The 18,559-nt window shown below is 60.6% G+C and carries 13 protein-coding genes; 12 read left to right on the top strand and 1 reads right to left on the bottom strand.

The window, feature by feature from the left end; translation table 11 throughout:
- The first annotated feature begins 307 nt into the window (after positions 1–307).
- From CER19_RS21605 to choV, 3 genes are all read left to right on the top strand, one after another.
- On the top strand, positions 308–1,255 hold the full coding sequence (locus CER19_RS21605) for a choline ABC transporter substrate-binding protein (RefSeq protein ID WP_003194911.1): 948 nt from the start codon (positions 308–310) through the stop codon (positions 1,253–1,255).
- A 69-nt stretch (positions 1,256–1,324) separates the two neighbouring features.
- Positions 1,325–2,170 carry a choline ABC transporter permease subunit gene (choW, locus tag CER19_RS21600; RefSeq protein ID WP_003194913.1) on the top strand — a complete coding sequence of 282 codons (846 nt, stop codon included), beginning with the start codon at positions 1,325–1,327 and terminating at the stop codon, positions 2,168–2,170.
- Positions 2,167–3,345, top strand: a complete 1,179-nt coding sequence (gene choV / locus CER19_RS21595) for a choline ABC transporter ATP-binding protein (RefSeq protein ID WP_116667911.1) — start codon at positions 2,167–2,169, stop codon at positions 3,343–3,345. The genes choW and choV overlap by 4 nt, the downstream gene beginning before the upstream one ends.
- Positions 3,346–3,511: 166 nt before the next feature.
- Here choV and CER19_RS21590 read toward each other — a convergent pair whose 3' ends face one another.
- Positions 3,512–5,446 (bottom strand): BCCT family transporter, encoded by a 1,935-nt coding sequence (locus CER19_RS21590; RefSeq protein ID WP_256660516.1) that lies wholly within the window; start codon positions 5,444–5,446, stop codon positions 3,512–3,514.
- Positions 5,447–5,836: 390 nt separating this feature from the next.
- Between CER19_RS21590 and betI the strand changes: the two genes are divergently transcribed.
- The 9 genes from betI to CER19_RS21540 all read left to right on the top strand — a co-directional run bounded on the left by betI (position 5,837) and on the right by CER19_RS21540 (position 18,288).
- Complete coding sequence (gene betI, locus CER19_RS21585; protein WP_054898188.1) at positions 5,837–6,430, top strand: transcriptional regulator BetI; 594 nt, start codon at positions 5,837–5,839, stop codon at positions 6,428–6,430.
- 110 nt (positions 6,431–6,540) lie between these two features.
- Positions 6,541–8,013: a betaine-aldehyde dehydrogenase gene (betB, locus tag CER19_RS21580; protein ID WP_003194920.1), complete on the top strand. Its 1,473-nt coding sequence runs from the start codon at positions 6,541–6,543 to the stop codon at positions 8,011–8,013.
- Positions 8,014–8,207: 194 nt separating this feature from the next.
- A complete protein-coding gene (gene betA / locus CER19_RS21570) occupies positions 8,208–9,911 on the top strand; it encodes a choline dehydrogenase (protein ID WP_116667991.1) in 1,704 nt (567 codons plus the stop codon).
- Positions 9,912–10,113: 202 nt separating this feature from the next.
- The gene (locus CER19_RS21565; protein WP_116667909.1) at positions 10,114–11,556 is read left to right on the top strand and encodes a TldD/PmbA family protein; all 1,443 of its coding nucleotides are present in this window, start codon (positions 10,114–10,116) and stop codon (positions 11,554–11,556) included.
- Entirely contained in the window at positions 11,556–12,872 is a 1,317-nt protein-coding gene (locus CER19_RS21560) for a TldD/PmbA family protein (protein WP_116667908.1), read from the top strand. Before CER19_RS21565 ends, CER19_RS21560 begins: the two co-directional genes overlap by 1 nt.
- Positions 12,873–13,136: 264 nt before the next feature.
- Positions 13,137–14,027 (top strand): alpha/beta fold hydrolase, encoded by an 891-nt coding sequence (locus CER19_RS21555; protein WP_116667907.1) that lies wholly within the window; start codon positions 13,137–13,139, stop codon positions 14,025–14,027.
- A gap of 36 nt (positions 14,028–14,063) precedes the next feature.
- Complete coding sequence (gene mdtD / locus CER19_RS21550; RefSeq protein WP_116667906.1) at positions 14,064–15,491, top strand: multidrug transporter subunit MdtD; 1,428 nt, start codon at positions 14,064–14,066, stop codon at positions 15,489–15,491.
- Between the two features lie 130 nt (positions 15,492–15,621).
- A complete protein-coding gene (dbpA, locus tag CER19_RS21545) occupies positions 15,622–16,959 on the top strand; it encodes an ATP-dependent RNA helicase DbpA (protein WP_256660515.1) in 1,338 nt (445 codons plus the stop codon).
- A 150-nt stretch (positions 16,960–17,109) separates the two neighbouring features.
- Positions 17,110–18,288 carry an NAD(P)/FAD-dependent oxidoreductase gene (locus CER19_RS21540; RefSeq protein WP_116667990.1) on the top strand — a complete coding sequence of 393 codons (1,179 nt, stop codon included), beginning with the start codon at positions 17,110–17,112 and terminating at the stop codon, positions 18,286–18,288.
- The last annotated feature ends 271 nt before the right edge of the window (positions 18,289–18,559 follow it).

Genomic DNA, 18,559 nt, shown 5'->3' with positions numbered 1-18,559 from the left:
CACCGACGCACTCATGCTCACCAGCGTCGCTCGCGTGCGAACGCCAGTTTTGGCCGTTTTTTGCGGTGCAGACGGGTAAAAACAGCAGTTTTACCTTAGGAAAAACCTGTAAGCGACGTCATCGGTACTGGATGCGACCCTCCCTGTACTGGATACGACGCCCCCTGTAGGCGTCAGATTTTCACTGGTACATGATCAGTCTCGACTCGTTTGCACGGCACCGCGCCATCCGCTTCGTCGCACGCTCCAACCGCAACACTTATAAAGCGCGGCGAATGCCGCCAGAAAGACACAGGAGTCTACCCACATGAAAGGTTCACCCTCGTTGTTGTTGGCCGCCATGCTGAGTCTGCCAGTCGTGGCATACGCCGCAGAACCGGAACAGTGCAAGACCGTCAACTTCTCCGATGTCGGCTGGACCGACATCACCGTCACCACCGCGACCACCAGCGAGATCCTCAAGGGCCTGGGCTACAAGCCGCGCACCACGATGATTTCGGTACCTGTGACTTACAAGTCCCTGGCCGACGGCAAGAACATGGACATTTTCCTCGGCAACTGGATGCCGACCATGGAAAACGACATCAAGCAGTACCGTGATGCCGGCACCGTGGAAACCGTGCGCGCCAACCTGGAGAACGCCAAGTACACCCTGGCAGTCCCACAGGCGCTGTACGACAAGGGCCTGAAAGACTTCGCCGACATCGCCAAATTCAAGGATGAGCTGGGCGGCAAGATCTACGGCATCGAGCCGGGCAACGATGGCAACCGCACCATCCAGACACTGATCGACAAAGATGCCTTCGGCCTGAAAACCGCTGGCTTCAAGGTGGTCGAATCCAGCGAAGCCGGCATGCTCTCCCAGGTTGAACGCGCTTCCAAACGCAACCAGGCCATCGTGTTCCTCGGCTGGGAACCGCACCCGATGAACACCCGCTTCAAGATGAAGTACCTGACCGGTGGTGACGACTCGTTCGGCCCCAACTACGGCCAGGCCACCATTTATACCAACACCCGTAAAGGCTACACCCAGGAATGCAGCAACGTCGGCCAGTTGCTGAAAAACCTGGTGTTCACCCTCGACATGGAAAGCACCCTGATGGGTAACGTCCTGGACGACAAGATGAAGGCCGATGCTGCCGCCAAGGCCTGGCTGCAGAAGAACCCGCAAGTGCTCGACACCTGGCTCGCCGGTGTCACCACCGTTGATGGCAAACCAGGGCTCGATGCCGTTAAAGCTTACCTCGCCAAATAACACCCGCTGACCCCAGGCCGGTGCGCTGGCCTGGGATGTTTTCCCCTTCGCATGTGGACATTCACTACCATGCTGACTGAACAGAAAATCCCACTAGGCCAGTACATCGCTGCCTTCGTCGACTGGTTGACCCAACACGGTGCCAACTACTTCGACGCAATCGCATCGACACTGGAAACGATGATCCACGGCGTGACGTTTGCGCTGACCTGGTTCAATCCACTGGCATTGATCGGTCTGATTGCGCTGCTGGCTCACTTTATTCAACGTAAATGGGGACTGACTGTTTTTGTCATCGCCTCCTTCCTGCTGATCCTCAACCTGGGGTACTGGCAGGAAACCATGGAAACCCTCGCGCAGGTGCTGTTCGCCACCCTGGTCTGCGTGGTCATCGGTGTGCCGCTGGGCATTGTTGCCGCGCATAAACCGATGTTCTACACCATGATGCGGCCGGTACTCGATCTGATGCAGACCGTGCCGACCTTCGTCTACCTCATCCCTACCCTGACCCTCTTCGGGCTGGGTGTGGTGCCTGGGCTGATTTCCACGGTGGTGTTCGCGATTGCCGCGCCGATCCGCCTGACCTACCTGGGTATCCGCGATGTCCCGCAAGAGCTGATGGACGCCGGCAAGGCCTTTGGCTGCTCGCGCCGCCAGTTGCTCTCACGCATTGAATTGCCCCACGCCATGCCGAGCATTGCCGCCGGCATTACCCAGTGCATCATGCTGTCGCTGTCGATGGTGGTGATCGCGGCCCTGGTGGGCGCTGACGGCCTCGGCAAGCCGGTGGTCAACGCACTCAACACCGCCGACATTGCCTTGGGCTTTGAAGCGGGCCTGGCCATTGTGTTGCTCGCCATCATGCTCGACCGTATCTGCAAACAACCCGACGCTAAAGTAGGGGGTGATGCATGAGCATTATCCGATTCGACAAAGTCGACGTGATCTTTTCCAAAGACCCACGCGAAGCGCTCAAGCTGCTGGACCAGGGCATGAGCCGTAACGAAATCCTGAAGAAGACCGGACAGATCGTCGGCGTCGAGAACGCCAGCCTGGATATCGAGAAAGGCGAGATTTGTGTGTTGATGGGCCTCTCGGGCTCAGGCAAGTCCAGCTTGCTGCGCTGCATCAACGGCCTCAATACCGTCAGCCGTGGCCAGTTGTTTGTCGAGCATGAAGGGCGTCAGATCGACATCGCCTCCTGCACCCCCGCCGAACTGAAAATGATGCGCACCAAACGCATCGCCATGGTGTTCCAGAAGTTCGCCCTGATGCCTTGGTTGACGGTGCGCGAGAACATCAGCTTCGGCCTGGAAATGCAGGGCCGTCCAGAGAAAGAACGGCGCACGCTGGTGGACGAGAAACTCGAACTGGTGGGCCTGAGCCAATGGCGCAACAAGAAGCCCGACGAGTTGTCCGGTGGCATGCAGCAGCGCGTCGGCCTGGCTCGCGCCCTGGCGATGGACGCCGATATCCTGCTGATGGACGAACCCTTCTCGGCCCTCGACCCACTGATTCGCCAAGGCTTGCAGGATGAACTACTGGAACTGCAACGCAAGTTGAGCAAGACCATCGTGTTCGTCAGCCACGACCTGGATGAAGCGCTGAAACTGGGTAGCCGTATCGCGATCATGAAAGACGGCAAAATCATCCAGTACAGCGTGCCGGAAGAAATCGTACTGAACCCGGCGGACGACTATGTGCGCACCTTCGTCGCGCATACCAACCCGCTGAACGTGCTGTGCGGACGCAGCCTGATGCGCACGCTGGACAACTGCAAGCGCGTGAACGGTTCGGTGTGTCTTGATCCGGGTGGCGACTCATGGCTGGACCTGGCCGAAGGCAACACCATCCAGGGTGCGCGCCAGAATGGCGTGGTGATGAACCTGCAGAACTGGGCGCCAGGGCAAGCCGTGGAAGGCTTGGGCCGCGTACCGACGCTGGTGGATTCGAACATCGGCATGCGCGATGCGTTGCAGATTCGCTACCAGACAGGCAATAAGCTGGTGTTGCATGACAACAACAAGGTGGTGGGGATACTGGGGGACAGTGAGCTCTACCATGCCCTGCTGGGCAAGAACCTGGGCTAAGCCGCACCGCAAAGCAAATGTGGGAGCGGGCTTGCTCGCGAATGCGATGTGTCAGTCAGTACATCTATTACTGATCCACCGCATTCGCGAGCAAGCCCGCTCCCACATTTTGATCTGCTTTCACATTAGCTAAGCGGCGCCAGTGAGGGCGCCGCCAGCTCAACTATCAGCTATAGACCCGGCCAAGGAGCTGCCGATGGCTTTCAAACTGATCGAGCACATCCCGAGTGATCTGCTCCTGGGTGAAGCCCATCAGGTCATACTCCTGCGGCCCGTTGTGCAGGTACACCTCGGCACGGTAGTAACGAGTGCGCTCTTCCTCAGGCAGGTCAGCCGGTGCCGCCGAGTAGCCATCCAGGCTCACTTCGTAGACAAACGGGTTGCCCTCATCCATCTCGATCCGCACGCCGATACAGCGCTTGGATTTGCCCAGCAGTGTCTGCACTTCCAGGCCCTGATCACGCAACGCACTCGCGGCTTCTTCCAACGCCGGCGTTACGTGCTTGTCCATAAAGCGCTGCACGGTGGCCTGGCTCGGTTGCAGGTCCAGGGCGGTCAAGCGTTCGCTGAAACCACGACGCCCGCGTTCAGCCAATTGCGCCTGCTCCTGTTCGATGGCCACGTCCTGGCGCATGGCCTTGTGCAAACCGAACATAAAGAACACCAGCACCACCGAGAACGGCAGCCCTGCCAGTACCACCATGGTTTGCATGGCTTCGAAGTTACCGGCAAACAGCAGGCCGATGGTCACCAGGGTGATCACCGCCGACCAGAAGATACGCAACCAGTGCGGCGCGTCTTCATCCACGTTGCCGCCCTTGCAGGAAAGGTTGGCCATCATCACTGCGCCGGAATCCGCAGGCGTCAGGAACAGCACGAAGCCCACGAAGATCGACACGCCGATCACTACTTTCGACGCAGGGTAATGCTCAAGCAGTTGGTAGATGGCCATGGACGGTTGTTCCAACGCCGTCTTGCCCAACTCCACGGCCCCATGGTTCAACACCAGGTCCAGGGCCGAGTTGCCGAAGATCGACAGCCACGCCAGGGTAAAGCCCAGCGGGATCAGCAATACGCCAGCCACCAGTTCGCGCACGGTACGACCACGGGAAATACGCGCGATGAACATGCCCACAAATGGCGCCCAGGAAATCCACCAGGCCCAGTAGAACAGGGTCCACAGGCCCATCCAGCGTTCGGTCTTGGCACCGTCGCCTTCGTACACATACAGGTCGAAGGTTTTCAGCACGATACCGTTGAGATAATCACCAGTGTTCTGCACCAGTCCGTTAAGCAGGTGCAGGGTGGGGCCGAACAGCAGCACGAAGATCAGCAAACCACTGAACAGCACGATGTTGAGGTTGGACAGACGACGAATGCCGTTTTCCACACCCGATACGGCAGCGATGGTCGCCACGGTGCTCATCACGATGATCACGATCAGCAAATTGGTATTGCTGTGCTCCATGCCGAACAGGTTTTCCAGCCCCGACGACACCTGCATCGAGCCGATCCCCAGGTTGGTCACCAGGCCCAGCAAGGTCACGAACATACCGAAACCGTCTACCGCGTGGCCGGCCGCGCCCTTCACCCAACGCTCGCCCACCAGCGGGTAAAGCGCCGATCGCAGGGCCAGCGGTTGGTTGTGACGGTAGGCAAAATACGCCACGGCCAGGCCGACCAGCGCATAGATCGCCCAGCCGTGCAGGCCCCAGTGCAGGAAGGTCAGTTGCAGCGCCTGGCGAGCCGCGCCATTGCTGGCGGCAGCGCCTTCGGGCGGGTTGAAGTAGTGGTCCAACGGCTCGGACGCACCGAAATACAACAGCGAGATGCCGATACCCGACGAGAACAACATGCCGGCCCAGGCGCCGTAGCTGAAGTCTGGGGTATCGTCCTTCGCACCCAGCTTAAGTTTCCCATAGGACGAAAACGCCAGGCCGACCACAAACACCAGGTAGGCGGCGATGACCACCATGTAGTACCAGCCAAAGCTTTTCGACAGCCAGGCCTGTGCTACGCCGAGCATGCGCCCGGCCTCCTGCGGGGCGACGATCAGAATGGCGGTCAACAACAAAATCAGCGCGGTGGAGGTGTAGAACACCCAACCGTTGACCCGGACCTTTTCCGGTGGGGTCTTTATAAGAGAGGCAGAACTCATGGCGCAGATGCTCCAGGCAGTGCGAGAGAGAAACACAAGGCAACGGTTATCCCGGGACATCGATTTTTCGGCAGTCGACGGACGGGTGTTATAAAGACACCCCGAAAATTCTTGAGCCCGCCAAAGCGGTGACCAGGCTCTGAAGTGGCCTGTTTCAAGGGTTTTTGCAGGTGTCGAAGGTTGCAGCTCGCAGGTAGGAAACATCTGTAGGCAGCGACCATTTGTCGCAGATCTTATTCTTTGTTGATTGAACGTTCAATCAAAACAAAATAGACTGGCCCTCAAGCCGACGGACGTGGATCGCCCATCGGTAGGCCTAAGGAGAGGTGCTACATGCCCAAGGTCGGTATGCAACCCATACGCCGCCAGCAGTTGATCGAAGCCACGTTGACGGCCATCGATCGGGTCGGGATGGGAGATGCCAGCATTGCGCTGATCGCTCGTCTGGCCGGCGTCTCGAACGGCATCATCAGCCACTACTTTCAGGACAAGAACGGCCTGATCGCAGCGACGATGCGCTACCTGATGAATGCGCTGATCGAGAACGTGCAAGAGCGCAGGCGTGCCTTGAAGGATGACAGCCCACGGGCGCACCTTCAGGTGATCATCGAAGGCAACTTCGACGCCAGCCAGGTCAACGGCCCGGCAATGAAAACCTGGCTGGCCTTCTGGGCCACCAGCATGCACCACCCGTCATTGCACAGGTTGCAGCGGATCAACGATCACCGTCTGTATTCCAACCTGTGTTGCCAGTTCCGCCGTGCGATGCCGTTACCCGAGGCACGCAGCGCAGCCCGCGGCCTGGCGGCTTTGATCGACGGTTTGTGGTTGCGCGGCGCCCTGTCGGGAGACGCTTTCGACACGGAGCAGGCGCAACGGATCGCTTACGAATACATGGATTTCCAATTGGCCAAGCAGGTGAGTTAGAGCCCTTATAAACGCTCAACCCCTGAACGTCCGCCGCTCAGTGTTGCCACAACTCCATGGCCCACTGTACGGCGGGTAACGCCAACCACTTATGCACTTGCGAGGACTTTATGGCCCGTTTCGACCTGCAAAAACTCTACATTGACGGCGGCTACAGCGACGCTGGCAGCGATGCCACCTTCGAAGCCATCAACCCGGCTAACGGTGAAGTTCTCGCCCAAGTGCAACGCGCCACCTTCGATGACGTTGAACGTGCCGTGGTCAGCGCTGAAAAAGGCCAGAAAATCTGGGCCGCCATGACCGCCATGGAGCGTTCGCGCATCCTGCGTCGTGCCGTGGACATCCTGCGCGAGCGCAACGATGAACTGGCCGCCCTGGAAACCCTGGACACCGGTAAAGCCTTCTCCGAAACCAAGTACGTCGACATCGTCACTGGCGCTGACGTGCTGGAATACTACGCCGGCCTGGTGCCTGCCATCGAAGGCGAGCAGATCCCACTGCGCGACACCTCGTTTGTCTACACCCGCCGCGAGCCACTGGGCGTGGTTGCCGGTATCGGCGCGTGGAACTACCCGATCCAGATCGCCCTGTGGAAATCCGCACCGGCCCTGGCTGCCGGTAACGCGATGATCTTCAAACCAAGCGAAGTCACCTCGCTGACCACCCTGAAACTGGCCGAGATCTACACCGAGGCTGGCGTTCCAGCGGGCGTGTTCAACGTACTGACCGGCAGCGGCCGTGAAGTCGGCACTTGGCTGACCGAGCACCCGCGCATCGAAAAAGTCTCCTTCACCGGCGGCACCGACACCGGCAAGAAAGTCATGGCCAGCGCGTCGAGTTCCTCGCTCAAGGACGTGACCATGGAGCTGGGCGGCAAGTCCCCGCTGATCATTTTCGACGACGCCGACCTCGACCGCGCCGCCGACACCGCGATGATGGCCAACTTCTACAGCTCCGGCCAGGTCTGCACCAACGGCACCCGCGTGTTCGTGCCCAAGCACCTGCAAGCAGCCTTCGAAGCCAAGATCGTTGAGCGTGTTGCGCGTATTCGCATCGGCAACCCGGAAGACGAAAACACCAACTTCGGCCCGCTGGTCAGCTTCGCCCACATGGAAAGCGTGCTGGGCTACATCGCCAAGGGCAAAGAGCAAGGCGCCCGCCTGCTGTGCGGTGGCGACCGCCTGACCGACGGCGACTTCGCCAAAGGCGCCTTCGTGGCCCCAACCGTATTCACCGACTGCACCGACGACATGGTCATCGTGCGTGAAGAAATCTTCGGCCCGGTGATGAGCATCCTCACCTACGAAACCGAAGAAGAAGTGATCCGCCGCGCCAACGACACCGACTTCGGCCTCGCTGCCGGCCTGGTCACCAAGGACCTGAACCGCGCCCACCGCGTGATTCATCAGTTGGAAGCCGGTATCTGCTGGATCAACGCCTGGGGCGAGTCCGACGCGAAGATGCCGGTTGGCGGCTACAAGCAGTCGGGTGTGGGCCGTGAGAACGGCATCAGCTCGCTGAACAACTTCACCCGCATCAAATCGGTACAGGTTGAGTTGGGCGATTACGCCTCGGTGTTCTAACACCTTATGGGCCTGGAATGCTCCTCTGTGGCGAGGGAGCTTGCTCCCGCTGGGCTGCGAAGCAGCCCCATTCCAGACCCAGTAGTTCTTTCAGACAGAACTCGAGCGCTGATTTTGCGACTGCTGCGCAGTCGAACGGGAGCAAGCTCCCTCGCCACAAAAGCAGCCTGAACCCATTTTACGAGGGTACATTCATGTCCCAAGAATACGATTACATCATTGTGGGTGCCGGCTCCGCCGGTAACTCCCTGGCGACCCGTCTGACCGAAGACGAAGGCGTCACCGTCCTGCTGCTGGAAGCCGGCGGCCCGGACTACCGTCTCGACTTCCGTACCCAGATGCCAGCCGCCCTGGCCTTCCCACTGCAAGGCCGCCGCTACAACTGGGCCTACGAAACCGATCCAGAGCCACACATGGACGGCCGTCGCATGGAGTGCGGTCGCGGCAAGGGCCTCGGCGGCTCTTCGCTGATCAACGGCATGTGCTACATCCGTGGCAACGCCATGGATTACGACAACTGGGCGAAATTGCCAGGCCTGGAAAACTGGACCTACCTCGACTGCCTGCCCTATTTCCGCAAGGCCGAAACCCGCGACATCGGCCCGAACGACTGGCACGGTGGCGATGGCCCGGTCAGCGTGACCACGCCGAAAGCCGGCAATAACCCACTGTTCCACGCCATGGTCGAAGCCGGCGTGCAGGCCGGTTACCCGCGTACCGAAGACTTGAACGGCTACCAGCAAGAAGGCTTCGGCCCGATGGACCGTACCGTCACGCCGAACGGCCGTCGCGCCAGCACCGCGCGCGGTTACTTGGACACGGCTAAAAAGCGTTCGACCCTGACCATCGTCACCCATGCCCTCACCGACAAAGTACTGTTCGAAGGCAAGCGTGCAGTAGGCGTGCGTTACCTGATTGGCGCCGCCGAAGAGCGCGTTGAAGCCCGTGCGCGTAGAGAAGTGTTGGTCTGCAGCGGCGCAATCGCTTCGCCGCAATTGCTGCAACGCTCCGGCGTCGGCCCGGCCAAACTGCTGGAAAGCCTCGACATCCCGGTGGTCCACGACCTGCCGGGCGTGGGTGAAAACCTGCAGGACCACCTTGAGCTGTACCTGCAATATGCGTGCACCCAGCCAGTGTCGCTGTACCCGTCGCTGCTCTGGTACAACCAGCCGGCGATTGGTGCCGAATGGCTGTTCAACGGCACCGGCATCGGCGCCAGCAACCAGTTCGAAGCGGGCGGTTTCATTCGTACCCGTGAAGAGTTCGAGTGGCCGAACATCCAGTATCACTTCCTGCCGGTGGCGATTAACTACAACGGCAGCAACGGTGTGAAAGAGCACGGTTTCCAGGCGCACATGGGCTCCATGCGTTCGCCAAGCCGTGGCCGTATCCAGCTGAAGTCGAAGAACCCACGGGACTACCCGAGCATCCTCTTCAACTACATGGCCACCGAGCAGGACTGGCAGGAATTTCGCGATGGCATCCGCCTGACCCGCGAAATCATGCAACAGCCGGCGCTGGATCAATACCGTGGCCGCGAAATCAGCCCGGGCATTGAAGTGCAAACCGATGAGCAGTTGGACAAGTTCATCCGCGAGCACGCCGAGACCGCGTTCCACCCTTCCTGCTCGTGCAAGATGGGCACCGACGAGATGGCCGTAGTCGATGGTGAAGGCCGCGTACATGGTATGCAGGGCCTACGTGTGGTCGATGCGTCGATCATGCCGATCATCACCACCGGCAACCTGAACGCGCCGACGATCATGATCGCCGAGAAAATCGCCGACAAGATCCGTGGCCGCAAGCCACTGCCGCGCAGCACCGCCGACTACTACGTGGCAGGCGATGCGCCGGTGCGTGGCAAGCCGTTGCGTGAAGTGGGGCCATTGGCGCAGTAACTCAAGCACCGCGGCGCCTGTATCGCAGGCAAGCCAGCTCCCACAGTTGACCGAGTTCGCCTGAACAACTCGGTCAACTGTGGGAGCCGGGCTTGCCCGCGATAAGGCCCGACCAGACACAACAAAACCTCCCTTGATCAGCTCCCCGCCCAGGCCTACTCTGTTCGCCTGCCCGCGCCGAGCCGCCCACAAGGAAGGCCCCATGTTCGAACACCACGCCACGCTCAAGACACACTTCGGTGCTCTGCGCACCACCGCTGAATTTTTCTCCCTGCGCTACGTACGCGAATCCGGCCAGTACCTGTCGGTACGCAAGAATGTTGCCGAGCCGCCTCACCTGGGCCATGACGAAGGCGCCATGCTCACCGTGCGCCTCAACGGCGTGGAAGCCTACGCCGCGACCAACGATATTTCCCTTGCCGGTCTGCAAGCCGCCCTTGAGCGTGCTGAACAGCAAGCCCGGTTGATCAAGCCCCACGCCCTGCTCGACCTGCACCAGCAACCGGTGTCCAGCGATGTCGCCGACTACCTGTCGCCCGACCTCGACCAGCCCTTTCCATCCCTGAGCGACTGCTACCAATTGCTCGGCGATGAGTCCGCCGCCGTGCCCAAGGATGAGCGCCTGGTGAGCTGGGAAGTCAGCCTGGGGACCACGCGGGTTGAACAGATCTACCTCAACAGCGCCGGCGCGCAATTGCGTCAGGCCCAGCGCTTCGTCTTTCCGGGCCTGAGCGTGACCGCCTTCGACGGCAACGACAGCCAGACCCGCACCCTGGGCGGTACCAACTTCGGCCAGCAAGGCAGTGCCGGTGTGATCCAGCGCTTCGGCCTGATGGGCGCCGCGCGCAAGGTGGCCGATGAAGCCCTGCAATTGCTGCTCGCACCGAATACGCCCCACGGCCCGCGTGACCTGCTGCTGATGCCCGACCAGATGATCCTGCAGATCCACGAGTCCATCGGCCACCCGCTGGAGCTGGATCGCATCCTCGGTGACGAGCGCAATTACGCCGGCACCAGTTTTGTGAAAGCCAGCGATTTCGGCCACCTGCAATATGGCTCACCGCTGCTCAACGTTACCTTCGACCCGGACATCCCCGAACAGCTTGCCAGCTACGCTCATGACGACGACGGCACGCCTGCCAGCAAGCAATTTCTGATTCGCGAGGGCCTGCTGCTCAAGCCCTTGGGCGGCGCCTTATCGCAATTTCGCGCCAACCTGCCAGGCGTTGCCAACAGCCGCGCTTGCGGCTGGAACCGTGCACCTATCGACCGCATGGCCAACCTGAATATCGAGCCTGGGGATAAAAGCCTCGCACAACTGGTGGCCGGCATTGAAAACGGCATCCTGATGTCGACCAACCGTTCGTGGTCCATCGACGATGCGCGCAACAAGTTCCAGTTCGGCTGCGAGTGGGGCCAGTTGATCGAAAACGGCGAACTCAAGGGCGTGGTGAAGAACCCCAACTACCGGGCGATTTCCGCGCAGTTCTGGCGCAAGCTCAGCGCGGTGGGCGACGCCAGCACCTTCAAGGTCTTAGGCACGCCAAACTGCGGCAAAGGCGAACCCAACCAGGTGATCCGCGTCGGCCATGCGTCGCCGGCCTGTGTATTCAGCAATGTCGATGTATTTGGGGGAGATGCCTGATGAACCACTTCAAGGCACTGGTGGACTGGCTCAAGCACGCCATTACCGACAAGGAACACTTTCAACTCGGCTACGCGGATGAAGCGTCCGAGTTCGTGCGGTTCAACCACGCGCAGGTACGCCAGGCTGGCCAGGTACAACAGGCCAGCCTGAACCTCAAGCTGATCAACGATGGGCGCCACGCCGACCTGGGTATCACCCTGTCCGGCGAGGCGCAGCTGGATCGCAAGCGCCTGGCCGACGGCCTGCAACAACTGCGCGAAACCTTGCCGCTGTTGCCGCCTGACCCGTACCTGCTGCTGAACCCCGACGCCTGGCACAACCATAACGAACAGCTGCGCCCGCTGCCGGAACTGGCCCAAGTGCTGGACGATATCAGCCGGGCCGCCGACGGCGTGGACCTGGTTGGCTTCTACGCCGCCGGCCCCATCAGCCGTGGTTTCGCCAGCTCATCGGGGGCGCTCGGCTGGCACCGGGCTAACAGCTTCAATTTCGACTTCAGCCTGTTTCACGCCAATGGCGAAGCGGTAAAAGCCAGCTACGCCGGGCACACCTGGAACAGCGCTGAATTCGCCGCCCGTTTCCAACAGGCCCGTGAGCAACTGGCGTTTCTCGGTCGCCCGCTCCACAACCTGGCGCCGGGCCAATATCGCGCCTACCTGGCGCCGGCAGCGCTGGAAGAAATCATCAGCATCATCACCTGGGGTGGTTTTTCGGCCCAGGCCATCGCGAGCAAAGGCAGTTCGTTGCAACGCCTGTACGCGGGTGATCAGTCACTGAGCCCGCTGGTGACGGTGGATGAGCAGATCAGCGGCTCCCTGAGCCAGGCGTTTTCCACTGAAGGCTACCCGCGCAAGGATGTCACCCTGATCAACGCAGGCAAGGCCGAGGGCCAGTTGGTCAACTCGCGCAGCGCCGCCGAATACGGTTTGAACACCAACGGCGCCAGCAGCGACGAGTCGCCCAGCGCCCTGCAAATGGCGGCCGGCAGCCTGGCCCAGGCCGATATTCTCAAACAGTTGGGCACCGGGCTGTATATCAGCAACCTCTGGTACCTGAACTACTCCGACCTGCCGGCAGCGCGCCTGACCGGCATGACGCGCTTTGCAACCTTCTGGGTGGAAAACGGCGAGATCAAGGCGCCGGTCAGCACCATGCGCTTTGATGACAGTGTCTATCAGTTGCTCGGTTCACAATTGGAAGCGCTGACCGCTGATCGAGAGTTGCTGTTGTCGGCCAGTACCTATGACCAGCGCAATACCGCTTCCAACCTGTTGCCAGGCGCTTTGGTAAAACGCCTGACGCTGACCCTCTAAACTGTAGGAGCGAGCTTGCTCGCGAAGAACGTAAAGGCAACGCGGGCTGGCTGTCAGCGCTGCGTTATCGTTGACGTTCTTCGCGAGCAAGCTCGCTCCTACAGAGCAATACCCTACGCTGCAAAGAAACGTCTATCCCGCATGTTTTGGCCGTTCGGCCTGTTGTCGCCCTGCGCATTCCTCGTTATAACGGTTGATGGCTTCTCGCCACCCCTGCCCACGAGAGCATAACCTTGCCCGGGAAAGGCAAGCTGGAGCGTTGACATGGACCATGGAAGTTTTGTCATAGAAAATTTGTTCAAGCACTACAACGTTCACGTAGAGCAACTCGGTAACGACCCACATAGAAAAACCGTACTGATGGTCAACGGTGCGCTGTCCACCACGCGCTCTTTTGCCCGCACCAGCAAATGCCTGGCCGAACATTTCAATGTGCTGCTATTCGATTTGCCATTCTCTGGCTTATCACGCGAGCACAACACCGAACTCGACCTGGTCACCAAGGACGACGAGGTGCAAATCCTGCGGGCCTTGGTGGCGCGCTTCGACGTCAACCATCTGGTCTCGGCGTCATGGGGCGGGATCTCCACGCTGCTGACCCTGGCGCACAACCCGCCCTCTATCGAAAGCTCGGTGGTGATGGCCCTGGCGCCCAACCTCAACCAGGCGATGCTCGAGTATGTAGAGCGCGTACGCCTGCTGATCGAGGCCGATGACAAGTCGGCGGTCGGCCATCTGCTCAACGAAACGGTTGGCAAATACCTGTCGCCCCGCCTCAAACGCAATAACCATCGGCACCTGTCGACCATGGCCACCACCGAGTATCGCCAGGCGCGCTTTCATATCCATCAAGTGTTGGCCTTGGGTGATGGCAATTACCTGCCGGCACTCAAGCAGATTGAAACACCGGTGCACTTTCTCAACGGCGCACTGGACGAATACACGCCGGCCGCCGAGGCTCAGTTGTTCCAACAGTATGTAGGCCGCAGCAGCTTTGCCGTGGCCGAACACACCGGCCATCTGCTCGACCTGGAGTCCCGCGAATCCGCGCTGGCAGTGCATAGGGCGTTGCTGGATTTCCTGGTGGGCGAACATGTGACATTGTCAGATATAGACGAACCGCCAGTGGGAAAAGGGGCGACGGATGGCGCATAATCGCCAACACATAGCCTGCTAATTAAAAGGGATCCCATGCCGAATCGTGCCCCTCTCGATGCCAAGACCGCCCGCTGGCTTCCCTGGGTGGTAGCGATTGCCTTCTTCATGCAGTCGCTGGACGGGACGATTCTCAACACCGCGCTGCCAGCCATGGCGCAGGACCTCGTGGAAAACCCGCTGCGCATGCAAGGGGTGGTGATCGCCTACATGCTCACCGTGGCTTTGCTGATTCCGGCGTCGGGCTGGATCGCTGACCGCTTTGGCACCAAGAAGATTTTCTTTGGCGCGATCATGCTGTTCAGCATCGGGTCGCTGCTGTGTGCGCTGTCCAGTAGCTTGAGCATGCTGGTGGGCGCACGGGTGATCCAGGGCCTGGGCGGTGCGCTGATGTTGCCAGTCGGGCGGCTGGTGGTGCTGCGGGCTTATCCACGCTCCGAGCTGGTGCGGATCATGGGTTTCATCACGATTCCCGGCCTGCTCGGCCCCTTGCTTGGCCCGACCATGGGCGGCTGGATGGTGCAATACCTGACCTGGCACTGGATCTTCCTGATCAACCTGCCGGTGGGCATGATCGGCTGCTATGCCGTGTGGAAATTCATCCCCGACCTGCGCGGCAGCGAGCGCACGCGCTTCGACGGCCTTGGCTTCCTGCTGTTCGGCGCAGCGATGGTGTTGATCACTATCGCCATGGAGGGCCTGGGCGAACTGCATCTGCCGCACCTGCGCGTGATATTGCTGCTGTTCGGCGGGTTCGCCTGCCTGGCGGCGTACTGGCTGCGCGCCGGGCATATTGATAACCCGTTGTTCTCGCCGGTGCTGTTCAAGACGCGCACCTTTGCCGTGGGGATCCTCGGCAACCTGTTTGCACGGCTAGGCAGCGGCGCATTGCCCTTCCTGGTGCCGCTGCTGTTGCAAGTGGCGCTGGGCTATTCGCCGTCGGAAGCCGGGATGAGCATGTTGCCGCTCGCCGCGGCGGCGATGTTTGCCAAGTCCGTGGCGCGGCCACTGATTGAGCGCCTCGGCTATCGCATCGTGCTGACCGGCAATACCCTGGCCCTGGGCATCATGCTGGCGAGCATGGGCCTGGTCAGCGAGCACACACCCTACCCACTGTTGCTGGCTATGCTGGCCGTGCTCGGCGCGATCAACTCCCTGCAATTCACCGCGATGAACACCGTGACCCTGATCGACCTCGACGACGCCCAGGCCAGCAGCGGCAACAGTTTGTTGTCGGTGGTGGCGCAATTGTCCCTGAGCCTGGGCGTGGCCTGTGCCGGCGCATTGCTTGGCGGGTTTACTGCCGAGGCCGGCAATGACGGTGTTGAAAGTGTCCTCGGCGCGTTCCAACTGACCTTCCTCACTGTGGGCATCATGGCGATGCTGGCGGCGGCGATCTTCCTGCAACTGTCGCCCAAGGACGGCAAACGCGTAGTTAGCCGCGAGCACGATATCGAGCACTAACGGGCGTCTCGTCGAGAACTTGCGAGGAAAATCCCACGAGACTGGTACACTGCGCGACATTTTGTTTTGCAGAGCCAGTCCCGTGACTACCATCGCCACCGCTTTTAATACTTTGCCCCTGTCCGCCGCCATGCTGGCTAACCTCGACTCGCTGGGTTACGTCGAGATGACGCAGATCCAGGCGCAAAGCTTGCCGGTGATCCTCAAAGGGCTGGACCTGATTGCCCAGGCCAAGACCGGCAGCGGCAAGACTGCTGCATTCGGCATCGGCCTGTTGAACCCGATCAACCCGCGCTACTTCGGTTGCCAGGCGCTGGTGATGTGCCCGACCCGTGAGCTGGCCGACCAGGTTGCCAAGGAAATCCGTCGCCTGGCCCGTGCCGAAGACAACATCAAGGTACTGACCCTGTGCGGCGGCGTGTCTCTCGGCCCGCAGATCGCCTCCCTGGAGCATGGCGCCCACGTTATCGTCGGCACCCCGGGACGCATCCAGCAACACCTGCGTAAAGGTTCGCTGGTGCTGGACGGCTTGAACACCCTGATCCTCGACGAAGCCGACCGCATGCTCGACATGGGCTTCTACGACGCCATCGAAGACATCATCAGCAAGACCCCAGCGCGCCGCCAGACCCTGCTGTTCTCGGCCACTTACCCGGTGAGTATCAAGCAACTGGCCTCCAAGTTCATGCGTGCGCCTCAGCAAGTGAAAGCCGAAGCGTTCCACTCCGATGATCAGATCGAACAGCGCTTCTACGAGATCTCCCCGGAAGAACGCATGGACGCCGTGACCAAGGTGCTGGCGCACTTCCGCCCTGCTTCGTGCGTGGCGTTCTGCTTCACCAAGCAGCAAGTGCAAGAAACCGTCGACCACCTGACGTCCAAGGGCATTTCCGCTGTTGGCCTGCATGGTGACCTGGAACAGCGCGACCGTGACCAGGTACTGGCGATGTTCGCCAACCGCAGCACCTCGGTGCTGGTGGCCACCGACGTCGCCGCTCGAGGCCTGGACATCGACGCCCTGGACATGGTGATCAACGTCGAACTGGCCCGCGACTCAGAAATTCACATCCACCGTGTAGGTCGTACCGGCCGTGCCGGTGAGACCGGCATCGCCATCAGCCTGGTGGCGCCGTCCGAAGCCCACCGCGCCCAGGCCATCGAGCAACTGCAAAAGTCGCCGCTGAACTGGGACCAACTGGACAACCTCAAGCCGCAAAGCGGCGGCCCGCTGCTGCCGCAGATGAGCACCCTGTGCATCGCCGCCGGGCGTAAAGACAAAGTGCGCCCAGGCGACATTCTCGGTGCATTGACCGGTGAAGCCGGCATTCCGGGCGCCCAGGTCGGCAAGATCGCGATCTTTGATTTCCAGGCCTTCGTGGCGGTAGAACGCGGGATCGCCAAGCAGGCGTTGCAGCGTTTGAATGACGGCAAGATCAAAGGCCGTTCGCTGCGCGTGCGCATTTTGTAATAACACCGAGTTCCCATTACAGGAACCGAATCAATGTGGGAGCTGGCTTGCCTGCGATAGCGACGGTGAATCCACTCCCGCTATCGCAGGCAAGCCAGCTCCCACAGTGTTGATGGCATTTCAAATCAATAGTTTTGTGAGGACATGGCTGTGCGCTCGACCGAAGTTGTGATCATTGGCGCCGGCGCCGCAGGCTTGATGTGCGCGCTGACCACCGCCGGGCGTGGGCGCAAGGTGATGTTGATCGACCACGCCAACAAGGCCGGCAAGAAAATCCTGATGTCCGGTGGCGGCCGCTGCAACTTCACCAACATGTACACCGAGCCGGCCAACTTCCTCTCGCACAACGCGCACTTCTGCAAATCGGCCCTGGCCCGTTATACGCAGTGGGATTTTATCGGGCTGGTGGCCAAGCACGGCGTGCCCTACCACGAGAAGAAACTCGGCCAGCTGTTTTGCGACAACAAGTCCAGCGACATCCTCGGCATGCTGCTCGATGAGTGCATCCAGGCCGGCGTGAGCCTGCACCTGGACACCTCCATCGAGGCAATCGCCAAGCTCGAAAGCGGCTATCAACTGCAAACCACCTTGGGTGAACTGCGCTGTGAATCCCTGGTAATCGCCACGGGCGGTTTGTCGATCCCGACGCTGGGCGCCACCGGTTTCGGTTACCAAGTGGCCAGGCAATTCGGCCATGAACTGCTGCCGACCCGCGCCGGGCTGGTGCCGTTCACCATCACCGACCAGCTCAAGGAGTTGTGCGGCGAGTTGTCCGGCACCTCGGTCGACTGCCTGGTGAGCTGCAACGGCCAAAGTTTTCGCGAGAACATCCTGTTCACCCATCGCGGCCTGAGCGGGCCGGCGATTTTGCAGATTTCCTCGTATTGGCACTCCGGCGACACGGTAGAAATCAACCTGCTGCCCGACCACGACGCCCATGCCTGGCTGCAACAGCAACAGGCCGAACACCCCAACAGCGAGTTGAAAACCCTGCTGGGCGAGATTTTCACCAAGAAGATGGCCAACCTGCTGGCCCAAAGCTGGTTCGAATCCAAGCCGATGAAGCAGTACACCCACGCTGAAATTGCCGATATCGCGCAAAAGCTGGGGAGCTGGCAACTGGTACCGGCCGGCACCGAGGGTTATCGCACCGCCGAGGTGACATTGGGCGGGGTGGATACGCGGGAGGTATCGTCCAAGACCATGGAATCGCTGAAAAGCCCCGGCCTGTACTTTATCGGCGAAGTGCTGGACGTGACCGGCCACCTGGGCGGATTCAATTTCCAGTGGGCCTGGGCCTCGGGCTACGCGGCGGCGCAATACGCCTGACTTCCGTCTTGAAATGCAACCCCCTGTGGGAGCTGGCTTGCCTGCGATAGCGGTGTTGGATTCACCGCCGCTATCGCAGGCAAGCCAGCTCCCACAGGGGTTTTGCAGTGATCCTGAGAATTTTGCGGCTGGATGTGATCACCACGCTTGCCGTGGCGGGCTTTGTTGCGCAATTTTACGAACAACGCCCCGGAAACTCCCGGCATTCAGTCACCGCACCCCGCCAAAGCAGCCCCGCGGCGCCCGTGGGGCCGTGGGAAACATCAGGCAA

It is taken from the genome of Pseudomonas sp. GL93 (assembly GCF_003408955.1).
Lineage (GTDB): Bacteria > Pseudomonadota > Gammaproteobacteria > Pseudomonadales > Pseudomonadaceae > Aquipseudomonas > Aquipseudomonas paracarnis.
Note: the sequence above shows the minus strand (reverse complement) of the source record. Positions and strands in the feature narration are given on the sequence as shown.

Coding starts and splice junctions, on each gene's coding strand:
- CER19_RS21605 (WP_003194911.1), top strand. CDS start 308: ATGAAAGGTTCACCCTCGTTGTTGTTGGCCGCCATGCTGAGTCTGCCA.
- choW (WP_003194913.1), top strand. CDS start 1,325: ATGCTGACTGAACAGAAAATCCCACTAGGCCAGTACATCGCTGCCTTC.
- choV (WP_116667911.1), top strand. CDS start 2,167: ATGAGCATTATCCGATTCGACAAAGTCGACGTGATCTTTTCCAAAGAC.
- betI (WP_054898188.1), top strand. CDS start 5,837: ATGCCCAAGGTCGGTATGCAACCCATACGCCGCCAGCAGTTGATCGAA.
- betB (WP_003194920.1), top strand. CDS start 6,541: ATGGCCCGTTTCGACCTGCAAAAACTCTACATTGACGGCGGCTACAGC.
- betA (WP_116667991.1), top strand. CDS start 8,208: ATGTCCCAAGAATACGATTACATCATTGTGGGTGCCGGCTCCGCCGGT.
- CER19_RS21565 (WP_116667909.1), top strand. CDS start 10,114: ATGTTCGAACACCACGCCACGCTCAAGACACACTTCGGTGCTCTGCGC.
- CER19_RS21560 (WP_116667908.1), top strand. CDS start 11,556: ATGAACCACTTCAAGGCACTGGTGGACTGGCTCAAGCACGCCATTACC.
- CER19_RS21555 (WP_116667907.1), top strand. CDS start 13,137: ATGGACCATGGAAGTTTTGTCATAGAAAATTTGTTCAAGCACTACAAC.
- mdtD (WP_116667906.1), top strand. CDS start 14,064: ATGCCGAATCGTGCCCCTCTCGATGCCAAGACCGCCCGCTGGCTTCCC.
- dbpA (WP_256660515.1), top strand. CDS start 15,622: ATGCTGGCTAACCTCGACTCGCTGGGTTACGTCGAGATGACGCAGATC.